This window comes from Rhizobium sp. CB2179 (genome assembly GCF_057653455.1).
In genome coordinates this window covers 447727-463546 of record NZ_JBYGKR010000002.1, presented here as the reverse complement: position 1 = coordinate 463546, position 15820 = coordinate 447727, and the positions used below count along the sequence as shown (strand labels likewise).

The 15820-nt window shown below is 60.8% G+C and carries 15 protein-coding genes; 10 read left to right on the top strand and 5 right to left on the bottom strand.

The features are described 5' to 3' along the window. Positions 1-14: 14 nt before the first annotated feature. From AC244Q_RS26245 to AC244Q_RS26235, 3 genes are all read left to right on the top strand, one after another. Positions 15-1181, top strand: a complete 1167-nt coding sequence (locus AC244Q_RS26245) for a mandelate racemase/muconate lactonizing enzyme family protein (protein ID WP_128406442.1) — start codon at positions 15-17, stop codon at positions 1179-1181. Between the two features lie 76 nt (positions 1182-1257). Beyond that, the gene (locus AC244Q_RS26240) at positions 1258-2619 is read left to right on the top strand and encodes a mandelate racemase/muconate lactonizing enzyme family protein (protein ID WP_128406443.1); all 1362 of its coding nucleotides are present in this window, start codon (positions 1258-1260) and stop codon (positions 2617-2619) included. Between the two features lie 17 nt (positions 2620-2636). Beyond that, positions 2637-3836: a mandelate racemase/muconate lactonizing enzyme family protein gene (locus tag AC244Q_RS26235; RefSeq protein WP_017995967.1), complete on the top strand. Its 1200-nt coding sequence runs from the start codon at positions 2637-2639 to the stop codon at positions 3834-3836. A gap of 41 nt (positions 3837-3877) precedes the next feature. Here AC244Q_RS26235 and putA read toward each other — a convergent pair whose 3' ends face one another. Next, positions 3878-7585 (bottom strand): trifunctional transcriptional regulator/proline dehydrogenase/L-glutamate gamma-semialdehyde dehydrogenase, encoded by a 3708-nt coding sequence (putA, locus tag AC244Q_RS26230; protein WP_128406444.1) that lies wholly within the window; start codon positions 7583-7585, stop codon positions 3878-3880. A gap of 27 nt (positions 7586-7612) precedes the next feature. Next, entirely contained in the window at positions 7613-7819 is a 207-nt protein-coding gene (locus tag AC244Q_RS26225; protein WP_003562185.1) for a hypothetical protein, read from the bottom strand. Between the two features lie 150 nt (positions 7820-7969). On the opposite strand from AC244Q_RS26225, the gene AC244Q_RS26220 reads away from it, so the two are divergent. Then, positions 7970-8464: an Lrp/AsnC family transcriptional regulator gene (locus tag AC244Q_RS26220; RefSeq protein ID WP_128406445.1), complete on the top strand. Its 495-nt coding sequence runs from the start codon at positions 7970-7972 to the stop codon at positions 8462-8464. 86 nt (positions 8465-8550) lie between these two features. On the opposite strand, the gene AC244Q_RS26215 is transcribed toward AC244Q_RS26220, so the two are convergent. Next, positions 8551-8931, bottom strand: coding sequence for a winged helix-turn-helix transcriptional regulator (locus tag AC244Q_RS26215; protein WP_128406446.1), 381 nt, complete (start codon positions 8929-8931; stop codon positions 8551-8553). A 159-nt stretch (positions 8932-9090) separates the two neighbouring features. Here AC244Q_RS26215 and AC244Q_RS26210 point away from each other — a divergent pair, with 159 nt between their 5' ends. Beyond that, positions 9091-9483 (top strand): DoxX family protein, encoded by a 393-nt coding sequence (locus AC244Q_RS26210; protein WP_113547317.1) that lies wholly within the window; start codon positions 9091-9093, stop codon positions 9481-9483. Between the two features lie 40 nt (positions 9484-9523). After that, on the top strand, positions 9524-10270 hold the full coding sequence (locus AC244Q_RS26205) for an SDR family NAD(P)-dependent oxidoreductase (protein ID WP_128406464.1): 747 nt from the start codon (positions 9524-9526) through the stop codon (positions 10268-10270). Positions 10271-10353: 83 nt separating this feature from the next. Here AC244Q_RS26205 and AC244Q_RS26200 read toward each other — a convergent pair whose 3' ends face one another. Beyond that, positions 10354-11250 carry a LysR family transcriptional regulator gene (locus AC244Q_RS26200; protein WP_113547315.1) on the bottom strand — a complete coding sequence of 299 codons (897 nt, stop codon included), beginning with the start codon at positions 11248-11250 and terminating at the stop codon, positions 10354-10356. Between the two features lie 94 nt (positions 11251-11344). On the opposite strand from AC244Q_RS26200, the gene AC244Q_RS26195 reads away from it, so the two are divergent. Genes AC244Q_RS26195 through AC244Q_RS26185 form a run of 3 tightly spaced genes read left to right on the top strand, consistent with a single transcriptional unit; the run spans position 11345 to position 13793 of the window. Then, on the top strand, positions 11345-12532 hold the full coding sequence (locus AC244Q_RS26195) for an MFS transporter (RefSeq protein ID WP_128406447.1): 1188 nt from the start codon (positions 11345-11347) through the stop codon (positions 12530-12532). 30 nt (positions 12533-12562) lie between these two features. Then, a complete protein-coding gene (locus AC244Q_RS26190; RefSeq protein ID WP_128406448.1) occupies positions 12563-13309 on the top strand; it encodes an SDR family oxidoreductase in 747 nt (248 codons plus the stop codon). 13 nt (positions 13310-13322) lie between these two features. Next, positions 13323-13793, top strand: a complete 471-nt coding sequence (locus tag AC244Q_RS26185) for a cyclophilin-like fold protein (RefSeq protein ID WP_113547499.1) — start codon at positions 13323-13325, stop codon at positions 13791-13793. 130 nt (positions 13794-13923) lie between these two features. Here the strand turns inward: AC244Q_RS26185 and AC244Q_RS26180 are convergent, their stop codons facing one another. Further along, positions 13924-14820: a LysR family transcriptional regulator gene (locus AC244Q_RS26180; RefSeq protein WP_128406449.1), complete on the bottom strand. Its 897-nt coding sequence runs from the start codon at positions 14818-14820 to the stop codon at positions 13924-13926. A 129-nt stretch (positions 14821-14949) separates the two neighbouring features. Between AC244Q_RS26180 and AC244Q_RS26175 the strand changes: the two genes are divergently transcribed. Continuing rightward, positions 14950-15807: an NmrA family NAD(P)-binding protein gene (locus tag AC244Q_RS26175; protein ID WP_113547311.1), complete on the top strand. Its 858-nt coding sequence runs from the start codon at positions 14950-14952 to the stop codon at positions 15805-15807. Positions 15808-15820: the final 13 nt, after the last annotated feature.

The following is a 15820-nucleotide window of genomic DNA, read 5'->3' as shown; positions in this document are numbered from 1 at the left end:
CAAAGGCAGTCGAGATGAAAATCACCAGCGTTCGGCCGTGGCTAATCAGATCCGATGCTTCTTATTGGGGAGAGTTTCTGTTCGTCGAAGTGACGACCGACGAGGGGGTGAGCGGCTGGGGAGAGATCACCACCACGACAAGGCTCGCCAATCGCGCCCTCTGCACGATCCTGCGCCAGATCGGTGCCGCTCTGACAGGCGAGGACCCGGCGCGTATCGAGTATCTGTGGCACAAGATTTTCCGCAGCTTCACCTACATGGGCAGTCGCGGCGCCGCAGTCGAATGCGTCAGCGCCATCGACATAGCCCTTTGGGACATCCAAGGCAAAGTCTTGGGCAAGCCGATTTACGAGCTGTTGGGTGGACCGGTACGCGATGAAATCGCGCTCTACACCCATCCCAACCAGGCCAAGTTCACCAGCAAAGAGGCTGTGGTCCGGGAAATTCGAGACATCGTCGAGTCCGGCCACACTGCGCTCAAGTTCGATCCTTTCCCATACCAGGGCCGCAGCGGCGATGGACAGGCGCGCGAACAGCGGGACGGCTACCTCGACGGCAGCATGACCCGCAAGGATGAGCGCGAAGCCGCCGAACTCACGGCTTTGATCCGTGAAACGGCGGGCCCTTATGTCGACATTCTCATCGATGCGCATGGCCGGTTCGACGTTCCCACCGCCATTCGCCTTTGTCGGAGCCTCGAGGAAGCTGGTCAGATCGACTGGTTCGAGGAGCCCTGTCCACCGGAGAGCCTCAACGCTCTCAGACAGGTCCGTGAGAAGGTCAGCGCACCTATCTCGTGGGGCGAGCGCGGCCATACGAAGTGGGATTTCGTGCCGGTGCTCGAAAACAGGCTCGCCGACTACATCATGCCTGATGTCACCTGGACCGGCGGCATTACCGAACTCAAGAAGATTTCTGCCCTATGCGAAGCCTACTACATCCCGGTCTCGCCGCATGACGCCGCAGGACCGATCAACGTGGTTGCGGGAGCGCAGGTGATGATGACCGTTCCCAACTTCTATAAACTCGAAACGTCGGAGTGGAACCTCGGCAAATACGATCATCTTATCGACAGACCACTCGATGTTTCGAACGGCAGCCTCAAGCTTACGCCCAAGCCTGGTCTCGGCATTGAAATGAACCGCGACTACCTTCAAAATCACGAGATAGAGCTGGATTAGCAAGTCTCGATTAGCAAGTCTCTATGCCGCCGCAGCCGTGCGCGCACGAACCCCGCCGACAGAACGAGGATAGATCATGCCAGAGGCAGATGGAGCCGACGAGGCGCTTAATCGGGTGAATACGCATTCCAAGCCGTCCGACCTTCGCATTACCGACATGCGGGTAGCGGAAATTGTCGGCGCGCCGTTCACTTCAGTGCTGCTCAAGATTTACACGAACCAGGGCATCGTCGGGCTTGGCGAGGTGCGCGACGGTGCCAGCGCCACCTACGCGCTGATGCTGAAGAGCCGGTTGCTTGGCGAGAACCCTTGCGACATCGACCGCCTGTTTCGCCGGATCAAGCAGTTCGGCGGGCACGGCCGGCAAGGCGGCGGCGTATCGGCGGTCGAAATCGCGTTGTGGGATCTTGCCGGCAAAGCCTATGGCGTCCCCATCTACCAGATGCTCGGGGGCCGGTTTCGGGACAAAGTGCGCGTGTACTGCGACACCGATGCCACCGTGCCCAGCGGCACCGAGACCGGCAGGCGCCTCAAGCAGCGCATGGAGCTCGGCTTCACCTTCCTCAAGATGGATCTGGGGCTGATGCAGATCGCAGATGTGCCCGGTGCGGTCGTGTCTCCTGCCGGTTCCCTTGAAGGGTACCGCAGCCACCCCGGCCGCGGCCCGCTGAAGACCATTGAAGAGCGGCGCGTGCGTAACGCTACGTATGATTTGCATAACGTCCCGCACCCGTTTACCGGCCTCCACTTTTCCGACAAGGGCCTCGACTTCCTTGAGCAATACATTGCCGAGGTTCGTGAGGTCATTGGCATGGATATTCCGCTCGCCATCGACCATATCGGCCACATCTCGGTGCAGAACGGCATTCGTCTTGCCAGGCGAATTGAAAAATACGTGCCAGCCTGGCTCGAGGATGTGATCCCATGGCAGTATACCGAGCAGTACCGACAACTGCAGGACTCAACCACAGTGCCGATCTGCACTGGCGAGGACATTTACCTCAAGGAGGGCTTCGAGCCTCTGCTCAAGAGCGGCGGTATCTCCGTTATCCATCCGGACCTGCTCACCAGTGGGGGCATCCTCGAGACCAAGAAGATCGGCGACATGGCGCAGGACCATGGTGTCGCCATGGCCATCCACATGGCAGAAAGTCCAATCGCTGCGATGGCCGCCGCACACGTGGCGACGGCGACTGAAAATTTCATGGCGCTCGAATACCATTCCGCCGATGTCGACTGGTGGGACGATATCGTCACCGGCCTTCCCAAGCCGCTGGTGAAGGACGGGTTTATCACTGTTCCGGATAAGCCGGGCCTGGGGATTGACGACGTCGTCGACGAAATGATCTCGCAACATCTGCAGCCGGGCGTCACCGGCATCTGGCAGCCCACGGATCGCTGGGACGACGAATATTCCTGGGATCGCACCTGGAGCTGAGGCGAAAAGGAACGAAGATGAAGATCACCGATCTGCGCTGCGCCGTTATCGGCAAACATCCGATCGTCCGCATCGTCACGGACGAGGGCCTCTATGGCTTGGGCGAAGTCGAGTTCACCAAGTCCTACCTCAAGCCCTTTGTGCTGCATTTCCGCGAAGCGCTGATCGGCGAGGACCCGACCGACGTCGAGAGAGTGATGCTGAAGATCCGCCAACGCGGCTCTTTCAAGCCCTACGGCGCGGCGGTAAGCGCGATCGAGCATGCGCTGTGGGATATTGCCGGTAAGGCGGCGGGCGTGCCCGCCTATAAACTGCTCGGCGGCAAGGTGCGCGACAAGGTGCGCGTCTACAACGGCTCGATCCGCCAGAAACGCACCGGCGACCGGCCGGAGGATTACGCCGCTGACGTCAAATGGATGATGGAGCAGCCGCAGAACTTCTTCATGGTCAAACAAGGGATCTCGTTCCACTCCAACATGAAGGACACCATCGAGGATTTCCACTACGGCGTGACGCAGAAGAAGGCCGGCTATCACGGTGCCATGGATCAGGGCGTAATCAGCGAGCGCGGCTTCAATCACATGCTCGACTGCGTGATCGCGATGAAGGAAGTGCTGGGCGACAAAGTCAGCCTGGCGCTCGACTGCGGTCCGGGCTGGATGCTGCCCGATGCGATCAAGTTCGCGCGCGCGGTCGAGAAGTACAATTTGATGTGGCTCGAGGACATGCTGACCGGCGACTACGTGCCGTGGGTCAATCCGCAGGCCTATCGGGAACTGACAATCTCCACCTCGACGCCGATCCACACTGGTGAGCAGATCTACCTGCGGCACAATTTCAAGGAACTGATCGAGACGCAGGCGGTACGCGTCATCGGCCCCGATCCAGCCGATATTGGCGGTATTGCCGAGCTCAAATGGGTCGCCGAGCACGCCTACATGCACTCGATCCTGATGGCACCGCACGGCACAGCTAACGGCCTGCTGGGGCTCGGCGCATTGATCAATGTCTGCGCCACCTTGCCGGCAAATTATATCGCCTTCGAATATCCGAGCGCCTCCGACCCCTGGTGGGAGGATCTGGTCATCGGCTTGCCGGCGCAGATCGTGAAGGACAGCATGGTGGACCTACTGGAAGCGCCGGGGCTCGGCCTCGATATCGACGCCGAGGCGGCCAGGCGATATCTCAGGGAAGAGGATGCTGGCTTCTTCGACTGAACCTCTCTCGAGGGCGCATTTTCTGCGCCCTCGTGTTCTACTCAGCCGATGGCCATAAGGCTTGCATTGCCGCCGGCAGCTGCGGTGTTGATCGAGGTCGACACCTCCTCGAGCAGCCAATTCAGGCAATAGGCTTCGGGATCGCTCGCCAATTCCTCGCTCGTCGCGGCCTGGACCAGCAGCAGCGGACCGGGCAGGTGAGCGATCTTCTGATTGACGGCGAGAACCCTGTCGCGATCCCCTTCGACGAGGGCACCTGAGAACGGCCCGTCCTTTTCCCAATCCGAGGTCCAGGAAATTCGGCTGGCGACAGCCGATGGAAGATCCGCCAGCACTGATTTCGATAGGGAACCCGTGTCGACGACGATGTGGTTGCCGGTCGATAGGGCTGCGGCGATCTGGCGATGAAGCCCGCCTTCGGTCTGCGGCACGAGGAGAATACGACCGCGGGGATGGAGCGCGTAGAGATTGAGCTCGCCTACCGGACCGGTGAGTTCGCGTTCGAGCCCGAGCGCCGAGCGGCTCGCATATCCACGCGCCACTTCCCCCTCGCCCGACAGGCCCTTCTTGTCGAGCCAGACGATGTAGTCACGAAGGGCGAGGTCCGTATGAACGGAATCCTGCTGCGGCGGCACGGGCGCACGCTGCACCAGCCGGCCGATATAAAGCGGACCGCCGGCCTTCGGACCCGTTCCCGACAGGCCGCGGCCGCCGAACGGCTGCACGCCGACGACGGCGCCGATGATGTTGCGGTTGACGTAGAGGTTTCCAGCCTTGATGCGACTGGTCACATGCGCGATCGTTTCATCAAGCCGGGTGTGAAGCCCGAATGTGAGACCATAACCCGATGCGTTGATGTCGTCGATCAGACGGTCGAGCCCGTTTCGCTTGAAGCGGATGACGTGCAGGACCGGGCCGAAGACCTCCCTCGTCAGGTCTGCCAGGGATTTGATCTCAATGATCGTCGGCGAAACGAAGGTCCCCGCCGCAGCACTTTCGGGCAGCGGCAGCTGATCCACCTTGCGGCCCAAGCCGCGCATATGCTCGATATGCTGGTCGATCTCCGTCTTTGCGCTGTCGTTGATGACTGGGCCGACATCGATGCTCAGCCGATCGGTACGGCCGATCGTCAGTTCGCGGAAGGCGCCCTTCAGCATATTGAGGGTCCTGTCGGCGACATCGTCCTGAAGGCAGAGAACCCTGAGCGCCGAGCAGCGCTGACCGGCGCTGTCGAAGGCAGACGCAATGACGTCGGCCACCACCTGCTCGGCCAAAGCCGAGGAGTCGACGATCATGCCGTTCTGGCCGCCAGTTTCGGCAATCAGCGGAATCGGTTTGCCGCCTGCCGACAGCCGTTCCGCCAGCTGCGCCTGGATCATGCGGGCAACTTCGGTCGACCCGGTAAACATGACGCCTGCCGTCTCCTCCGCCCCGACCATGCCGGCGCCGAGACGGCCGCTGCCGGGCACAAACTGCAAAGCACCGACGGGCACGCCCGCCTCGTGGAGGATCTTCACGCTTTCCGAAGCGATGATCGGCGTGACGCCGGCCGGTTTTGCAAGCACGGGATTGCCTGCCACCAAGGCTGCGGCGACCTGCCCGGTGAAAATCGCCAGCGGGAAATTCCACGGGCTGATGCAGACGATCGGGCCGAGAGGCGCATGCGAAGGGCCCAGCGTCTTGCGCGCCTGCTCGGCGTAGTAGCGCAGGAAGTCGATGGCCTCACGCACTTCGCCGACGGCATTGGCCGCCGATTTACCGGCCTCGCGCATGACGATGCCCATCAGCACCTTGATGCGGGCCTGCATGATGTCGGCGGCCCGCTCCAGGCAGGCGGCACGCTCGGCCGGCGGCACGGCAGCCCATTGCGGCGCATGCTCGGCCGCCATGCGAACGATGCGCGCAGCCTCTTCGACCTTCACCTCGGTCACCGTGCCGACGACATCACGGTGATCGGCAGGATTGAGAACATCACGCGTCACCCCATCCGTAGAGCCGTCGGCAAGGAGCGGAAACGCATGCCAGGGGGCAGCAGCCGTGGAGACGAGCGCCTCAGCCAAATCCGAAAGGGTGGCCTCGTTCGAGAGATCGAGACCATCGGAATTGGTCCGGGCGTTGCCGTAAAGAGCCTTCGGCGAGGCGATCTGCGCGTGGGGCGCTCCAACGACCGGCATGGATGCGACGATTTCGGCGGGATCGGCGATCAGTGCCTCGACCGAGACATTCGGATCGGAGATGCGGTGCACGAAGGAGGAATTGGCGCCATTTTCCAAAAGACGTCGAACCAGATAGGCGAGCAGCGTCTCATGCGTTCCCACAGGCGCATAGATGCGGCAGGGCCGGTCGAGTTTTTCCTTTCCGACGACCTCGTCGTAGAGCGGTTCGCCCATGCCGTGCAGGCATTGGAACTCGTATTTGCCGACGGTGAAATCAGGGCCCGCCAGACGATAGATCGTGGCGAGCGTCTGGGCATTATGGGTGGCAAATTGCGGGAAGACCGCATCTGGAGCATCGAGCAGCTTGCGCGCGCAGGCGACATAGGCGACATCGGTGTAGATCTTGCGGGTATAGACCGGATAGTCGTCGAGACCGTCAAGCTGGGCGCGCTTAATCTCCGCATCCCAGTAAGCGCCCTTGACGAGACGGACCATGACCCGGCGCTCGGAGCTGCGTGCGAGATCGATGATATAGTCGAGGACGAAAGGGCAACGCTTGCCATAGGCCTGCACGACGAAGCCCAGCCCGTCCCATCCGGCAAGATCAGGGGCAAAGCAAAGCTCCTCAAGGAGATCGAGTGAAAGCTCCAGCCGATCGGCCTCCTCGGCGTCGATATTGAGGCCGATATCATAGGTCTTGGCGAGAACAGCCAGCGCCTTGACCTTCGGCAGCAGCTCGCTCATCACCCGGCCGGCCTGCGACCTCACGTAACGGGGATGCAGGGCCGAAAGCTTGATCGAAATGCCCGGGCCGTCATAGATGCCGCGTCCGTCCGACGCCTTGCCGATGGCGTGGATCGCCTTTTCGTAATCCCGGTAATAACGCTCGGCATCGGCGCCCGTCGTGGCCGCCTCGCCCAGCATGTCGTAGGAATAACGGAAGCCGCGCGCTTCCAGCGGCCGGGCGCGTTTCAGCGCCTCTGCGATCGTTTCACCGGTGACGAACTGCTCGCCCATCATGCGCATCGCCATATCGACGCCGCGACGGATGACCGGTTCGCCGGCGCGCGCGATCAGCCGCGTCAGCGCTGCCGAAAGGCTTCGGTCGTTGACCGTCGAGGTGAGTTTGCCGGTAACGACGAGCCCCCAGGTTGCGGCATTGACGAACATGGATTTACCGCCGCCGATGTGGGAGGTCCAGTTGCCCTCGGCGATCTTGTCGCGGATCAGCGCGTCCCGGGTTTCGGTATCGGGAATACGCAGCAGCGCTTCGGCGAGACACATCAGCGCCACGCCTTCCTGGCTGGAGAGCGAATATTCCTGCACCAGCCCTTCGACACCGGTCCCCTTGTGCTTGGCGCGCAACGCCTCGATCAGGCTGCGGGCCGTGCTGCGAATGTCATAGCGTTTTGCCTCGGAGACGCGCGCTGCCGCAACGAGCGGCGGCAGGCATTCGGTTTCCGGCCGGCGATAGGCAGCCGTAATGGCCTGGCGAAGTTCGGATTGCGGTCGGATCGGTGGGGCAAAGCCGGAAAACGGCGCGCCGTCGGTCGGATTATTGCAGGGGGCGGGGTCGATCGCTGCGTTCAACATGAAAGTACCTATCAATCGATATCTGGTTTAACGGATGAACGAGATGCCGGGCTCGTCGTCCCACTGATCATCGTCCGTGCAGGCGGGGCCGGAATATTCCGTCTCTCGCAACGGGCGGGCATCCGGTCTGTCGCGCTTGAGGGTGAGCGCCGCGGCCACGGCTCTGATCGCAAGCGGCCGGTAGTGAGCGAGCAGGTCCGGCGCCCGATCGTCATCCGCTTCTTTGTTGTGCATGAATGATCCCCGTTTTGAGCGCGGCGCCGATACCGATTTCAGCACTCTTCTGCCCGGCCCACAATCTACCACAGCCTCAAATCGCGATCTCACTTGATTTCAGCCATTTACAGGCTGTATGAACTTATTAATTCACACTTGAGAGGTCAAATGGCCGCTGAAACCGACATCTTTAGTGAATTGGACCAGTTCGACAGAAAGATCCTCGCTGCACTCGCCGAGGACGGAAGGCTGTCGATCACCGATCTGGCCGCGCGTGTCGGATTGTCGAAGACACCGTGCCAGATCCGCTTCAAAAGGTTGATCAGCGACGGATATATCGAAGGCTTCAAGGCCATCCTCAATCCGTCGAAAATGCAGCTCGACCATATTGCTTTCGTCGAGGTGAAGCTTTCCGATACCCGCGAGGACGCGCTGAAGAGCTTCAACGATGCCATCAAGAAGATCAGCGAAGTCGAAGAGTGCCATATGATCGCCGGCAGGTTCGACTATCTGCTGAAGATCCGCACCCGCGATATCGGCCGCTACCGCCGCGTCCTCGGCGAGCGCATCTCGACGCTGCCTCACGTTGCCAGCACATCGACGAATGTCGCAATGGAAACGATCAAGGAAGGCTGGGACAAGTCCGGTTCGAGTTTTTCGTGAATGTGATCATTCCGATCGTTCCGAGCATTCGCATGAAGCACTGGCTAAAGCGGTGCGGCAAGGATAGCAATCGACCCACAGGCAGTTCAGCCATCTCTGGCTTTCCGACCGCGTGTGCTCGGTTTCACCGGCACACTCTTGCCGTACTCATTCCACCATGCCGTCAAGGCTTCCATGGTGGGACCGAGGCCCCGCGCTTTTTGCGTGATCTCATATTCGACGCGCGGAGGAACCTCCGCAAAGATGGTGCGGGACACGAGGCCGTCTGCTTCGAGCTCGCGGAGCTGCGCCGTCAGCATGTGTTGGGTGATGCCGGGAATAGCCTTTCTCAGTTCGCCAAACCGGTGGACCCGCTGATGGAGCAGCCACATGATTTCCAGCTTCCATTTGCCGGAGAGCAGCGCGAATGCGCGACGCATCTCCTCATGCATATTGATTTCGCCATCGGCCATAGTCTGGTTTTCCATACTAGCTGCAAGTAATTCATCCTACTTGCAAAGATAGACCTTAGACGACATTTTCCATCCGTGCATCAGGGGGGCGAGTAAAAGGAGCGCCTCTCACATAGAAACCGACAGACTCGACGAGAGGAATGTTGCTGCGTGGGCAGCGACAGGGATGAGCTTATGCTTGAATTTTACGGATACTGGATCAGCACGGCACTTCTATCCGCGCTCTACCTCGCTTCAGCCTACATGTATGCCACAAAGAAACAGTGGGTTCGCGAGGCGCTGACGGAACTCGGATACAGCGCGAACAACCTCGTTCCGTTCATGATCATTGTTAAGGTCGTCGGCCCGATCGCGATCCTTTCGCGCGTCAGCGTGCCACTCAGCGATCTCGCCTATGCCGGCATCTTCTTTCACCTGCTGCTGTCGGGCCTCGCGCATATCGGCGTTCGAAAACCTGTCGGCGCGCTGCCGGCGGCGATCGGCCTGGCGCTGCTGATCGCCTCGTTCATGACGCAGAACGACGCTCGCAACGTCCCTTCGCCTTACGTCCAGGCTGCCGCCCTCTGACGCCTCGACGATTCCCAAGCCTTATCAAATGGAGATACACATGGGTCGACTCAATGGAAAAGTTGCCGTTATCACTGGCGCAAGCCGCGGCATTGGCCGCGCCACCGCAAAGCTGTTTGCGGCCGAAGGCGCGAAGGTCGCAATTCTTTCGCGGACATCCGAAGGCGTCGAACGCGTTGTCGATGATATCGCCGAAGCGGGCGGCACCGCCCTCGGCGTCGTCTGCGACGTCGGTGAAGCCGATCAGATCACGGCCGCGGTGGACAAGGTTGTCGCAACATATGGCCGCATCGACATTCTGGTGAACAATGCTTTCGATGGTTCTGCGGTCTCGTCGTCGGTCATCGACCTTTCGGTCGAGCAACTGCAACGGAACTTCGACACCGGGCCGATCGCGTATCTGCGTTTCATGCAGGCTTGTTATGCTCACCTGAGAGAAGGCGGAGACGGGCGGATCATCAATTTCGGTTCGATGGCCGGCACCGTGGGGTTGGCTGGTTACGCTCCGTACAACATGGCCAAGGAGGCGGTACGTGCGCTGACTCGCACGGCGGCACGCGAATGGGGTGCCGACAACATCACCGTGAACAACGTTCTGCCGATCGCGGACACCTGGGGCGCCGAGAAAAAGGATATCCCTCCCCCGACGAATGCGCTCGCTCGTTTCGGCTCGCCGGAAGACGACATTGCCCCGGTGGTGCTGTTCCTGGCCAGCAAGGATTCCCAATTCATTACGGGATACAGCCTTACCCCCGACGGCGGCGCAATCATCGACAGCGCCCGGTAACAGCCCTCGGCAACCTTCGATAAGCAAGGGGCGCAGCGTGCTGCGCCCCGTTGTCCGGCAGAGCTTCCCGACATGAGTGTTGGTTACCGATGCCGGTAGCGAAAAGCTTCGACGAAGGCCGAGAAAGCAGGGGATGGATGGCGCCGGCTGGGGTAATAGAGATGATATCCTTGGAATGTTGGCGCCCAATCCGCGAGCACTTCGTTCAGTTGACCGCTGTCACAATATTGCCGGACGAGGTCTCTCGGCACATAAGACAGCCCGGCGCCATCGAGAGCGGCATTGATCGCCGGCCCTATGTTGCTCATCACGAGCTGGCCTTCCACACGTACGCTGAACTCGCGGCCATCCTTTTCAAACTCCCAGGCATAGAGAGCGCCTGACGTCGGGAGACGCAGGTTGACGCAATTGTGGTCCGTCAAGTCATGCGGGGTCGAAGGCACGGTGCGGGCCGCAAAATATCCGGGTGATCCGACCACGGCGTAAGAGATATCGGGTCCAATGCGAACGGCCACCATGTCGCGCGCAATCGCTTCGCCGAGCCGCACGCCGGCATCGAATTGGCGCTCCACGATATTTGTGAAACCGTTGTCGACGATGAGTTCCACGGTGATATCGGGGCATTCCCGTAAAAATGCCGGCAGCCTCGAACGGAAGACCAGCTCCACGGCGTCATCGGGACATACGAGGCGGACTGTGCCCGAAGGCTTGTCGCGCAGCGCCCTGAGGGCACCGATCCCGGCAGCGATACTCTCGAAATGCGGCTGGATAGTTTCCACCAGGCGCGCACCAGCTGCCGTGGGAGCCACGTCACGCGTCGTGCGGGAGAGAAGCCGGACGCCGAGCCGCGCCTCGAGCGCGCTGATCGTATGGCTCAACGCCGAGCGAGTGACTCCCAACTTTGACGCAGCGCGCGTGAAACTCCGCTCTTGAGCCACCTCCAGAAACGCACGCATTTCCGTGAACTCGTCGCGCCGCATTGTTGAATCTCCTTCATCACGATGTTCAGATTATAGCTTCTAGTCGCGCAAAACCAGTCCGGCTATCTATCTGGCAACGGACAGGAGAACATGAATGACCGTCGAGTTGACATTGAATGAGACCTCACTGACGGCCGACACGGCGACCTCGTGGTCTGCTGTGACCTGTCTCTCGCTTCTCACTTTCCTTCTGGTGGGGTTGGAGTTTCTCCCTGTGAGCCTTCTGACCCCGATCGCCAGGGACCTCTCGGTGTCAGAGGGGCAGGCCGGATTGGCGATCACCGTGTCGGGGGGCTTCGCGGTTATCACCAGCCTTTTCGGCAACGCCTTCCTGGCGAAGATCGACCGGAAGTCTGTCGTCTTGCTTTATACGGCGGTTCTTGTTGTATCGAGCTTGGCGGTTGCCCTCGCACCCAACTTCCTTGTCTTTCTCGTCGGGCGGTCCCTGGTCGGCGTTTCGATCGGCGGCTTCTGGTCGCTGTCGACGGCTATTCTGGCACGCCTGACTTCAGACCGTGACCTGCCCAAGGCCATTGCGCTTCTTCAAGGTGGCACCGCATTCGCCCTCGTCCTTGCCGCGCCGCTCGGCAGTTTTCTTGGCGGGTTGATCGGATGGCGCGGAACCTTCTTCATCACGGTACCGATCGGAATTGCCGCGCTCGTCTGGCAACTGGTCGTCCTGCCGAGGATGCCGGCGACGTCAACCGTCTCGGTGGCCAGAATATTCGGGCTGCTGCGCAATCGCACATTCGCGATTGGAATGGCGGCGACCGCTCTCGCCTTCATCGGCCAGAACGCGCTGTCTATTTATCTTCGCCCGTTCCTCGAAGGCGTCACAGGACTGGAATTGAATGTTCTGTCCATGGTGCTTCTCGGCCTCGGTGTCGGCGGACTGGCTGGAACCTCCGTCATTGGCTTCGTCGCCCGGCGCCACCTCCTCTCCGTTCTCGTAGGCCTGCCGGCTGCTCTTTCGGTCCTTGCCCTGCTGCTGATCGCTCTCGGGCCGTTCGCGGCGGTTACCGCATCCCTGCTTGTCATGTGGGGATTTTTCTCGACGCCGATTCCGGTCGCCTGGAATACCTGGATGGCCGCTATCGTTCCCGGTGAATTGGAAGCGGCGGGTGGACTGCAGGTGGCCCTGATCCAACTTGCCATTGCCGGCGGCGCGTTGGCTGGCGGCATGCTGTTCGACACCGCGGGATGGTGGAGCACCTTCCTTCTGGCCGCCTGCCTTCTTGCCGGTTCGGCTGTCCTTGCCGCGCTCGCCGGTCGCCGTTCCTGAACCTTCAGAACCTCAAAACAGGAGATCATCATGTCCCAAGGAATCGAAAACAAAGTGGTCGTCATTACCGGGGCAAGCAGCGGGCTTGGCGAAGCCACCGCCCGTCACCTTGCCGAGCGCGGCGCTTCCGTCGTCCTCGGCGCGCGGCGTGGCGACCGCGTCGCTGCGCTGGCCGAGGAGCTGGCCGCCAAAGGCTATAGAGCCAAGGCAGTCCAAACCGACGTCACGGACCAACTTCAGGTCAAGACGCTCGTCGACACCGCCGTCAACACGTTTGGCCGCATCGACGTGATGCTGAACAACGCCGGCCTGATGCCACTTGCGCCGCTCGAACGGCTCAAAGTTGACGAGTGGGATCGCATGATCGACGTCAACATCAAAGGGGTGCTCTACGGCATCGCAGCAGCGCTTCCCCACATGAAAGCGCAGAAGTCGGGGCACATCATCAACGTGTCCTCCGTCTACGGTCACGTGGTCGATCCGGGTGCCGCCGTCTACTGCGCGACGAAATTTGCCGTGCGTGCCCTCTCGGAAGGGCTGCGGAAGGAAGTGAAGCCATTCAACATCCGCACCACGATCATTTCACCCGGCGCAGTGAGCACCGAACTCCTCGAACATATCAGCGAAAAGGACATCCAGGCGGGCACCAGGGAGTTCGTCAGCAAGATCGCCATCAGCGCGGACACGTTCGCCCGAACGGTCGCCTTCGCGGTGAACGAACCAGACGATGTCGACATCAACGAAATCCTGTTTCGACCCACGGCTCAACTTGTCTGACGCGAGGCGCGCTATCTCGATGACATCCAAGTTCATGAGCCGTCGCGCGGTGCTGGGCGGAACCTTGGCGGCCGCCGCTCTCCCTCTCGTGGCGCAAGGGCAGGACGAGCGTGGCCCGGCGGATCCCGAGGCGACAGACGTCAGGATCAGGATAGGCTTCAACAAGCTAACCCTGACCGCGACACTCTTCGACAATCCGACGGCGCGCGATCTTGCTGCCATGCTGCCCCTAAACCTCAAGATCGAGGACTACAGCTGGAACGAAAAGATCGTCCATCTGCCGCGCAAGCTGACCGAAGAAGGCAGCAGTGCTTTCGGAAACGAGCAGCCGGGCGACCTTTGCTACTTCAAACCGTGGGGTAACCTGGCCCTGTTCTACGCAGATTACCGCTGGGACGGACTGATCCGGCTCGGCCGCGTCGACAATGGCTTCGAGCCGTTGCTGGTGCGCGGCGAGTATCCGGTCCGCATAGAACGCATCTGACAAGGGCTTTATGGCCGGAGATATGAATTCGCCTTCCTCCCAAGCATGAAAGAACCCCACAGACGATAAATTTCCAGAACCAGAAAGCCGCGGCCGGCTTAAGCCGGCAGTGGCGACGCGGCGCCTCCGTCTATTTGATGATCTCGACGCAGAAATCTATAAAGGCCCTGACCTTAGCCGGAACATGCTGACGCGAGGGATAGAAGGCGTAGAGCGGGAATGTCTCGTCCGACCAGTCGGGAAAGAGGTTCACGAGCTGCCCATTGTTCAGATAATCCGCCATCCCGAGTGAGAAGACCTGCGCGATGCCTATCCCCGCAAGGCAGGTCGCCAAGGTCGTGCCGGCATCGTTGACTAAAATGCGGCTGCGGGTCTCGATCGAGACGACCTCTTCACCCCACCGAAGCTCCCATTCGAAAGGCCTTGCAGTCAGCGGGTCCTGGAACTGGATACAGGTATGCTCGCTCAAATCCTGTGGACGGCTCGGCCGACCATGTCGCTCGATATAAGCGGGAGCCGCAATCGTGATCACGCGCGTCCGCATCAACAGGCGCGAAATAAGCGACCTCTGTGCAGGCTCGCCAAAGCGCACCGCGACGTCCATGCCATCAGCAACGAGATCGCCGATCTCGTTGCGAGTGATGATCTCGATCTGGATATCCGGGTAACGATCGAGGAAGGCGCCGAGCCGCGGGCCGAGCACAAGGCGTGAGAAGTATGGGTCGACATTGACGCGCAGTCGGCCACGCGCCGCCTGTCTGGCGCCAACAGCTGTCTGCGCAGCCTCTTCGATGCCGCTCAAGAGTGGGGCCACCTGTTCGTAGAACCGCGCGCCGTCATCGGTCAGCCGCATCCTGCGTGTTGTCCGGTCTAGCAGCCGCAGACCGATCCGTCCCTCCAGTCGGGAAATGGCGCGGCTGACACCCGACGCCGATAGTCCCATTAGCTCCGCCGCCCGGGCGAAACTTCCGCTCTCGATAACGGCGGCCAGTACGCTCACGCCATTCAATAATCGTCCGTCAAACATCGCGCATCCGTGATTTTTAGTCACTAATCATGTGACAGAAGCGCGCTTCAGTCAAATGCTGCCAAAGGACATGATCAGCATAACAAACCGCCAACCTGCTGGCGGTGGAGGCAGCAAAGGAGTCTAACCATGTTTGTGATCACCGGAGTAACAGGCCAAGTCGGAGGCATTGTCGCCGCGCGTCTGCTGAAGGCGGGGGTGCCGATACGCGCCGTCGCGCGCAATGCGGAGAAAGCAGCGGAATGGAAGGACAAAGGCGCGGAACTGGCCTTGGCCGAGATGACCGACGCCGACGCGCTCACCAAGGCTTTCACCGGCGCCGACGGCGTCTTTCTGCTGATCCCGCCGACCTTCGATCCGACCCCCGGCTTTATGGAAGTGCGCGCTGTCATTGCCGCCCTGAAGACCGCGCTTCTTTCGTCTCGTCCTGCCAAGGTCGTTTGCCTCTCCACCATCGGCGCGCAGGCCAGAGAACCTAACCTCTTGAGCCAGCTCGGTCTCGTCGAACAGAAGTTATCTGCCTTGCCAATGCCGATCGCCTTTCTGCGTGCCGGCTGGTTCATGGAGAACACGGCCTGGGATATCGCGCCGGCGCGCGAGACCTGTGTCCTCTCGAGTTTCCTGCAGCCGCTCGATCAGCCCTATCCGATGGTTTCTGTCTTCGACGTCGGAGCCAAGGCGGCAGAACTGCTGCAGCACGAGTGGGTGGGCAAGCAGGTCGTCGAGTTGATGGGGCCAGAGGGCGTCACGCCCAACGATATCGCCGCTGTCTTATCGTCCATCCTCGGCAAACCCGTCCGGGCGGAGCCGGTCGCCCGCGACACCTGGGAGCAGATTTTCACCGATCAGGGCATGCAGAACCCCCTCCCGCGGATACGTATGATCGATGGCTTCAACGAAGGCTGGATCCGGTTCGAGGGCGAGCCGGTGAAGGGCACGACCACACTGGACACAGCCATGGGCCGTCTGATTTGCCCCGGCCGATAAACAGCTGAAAGGC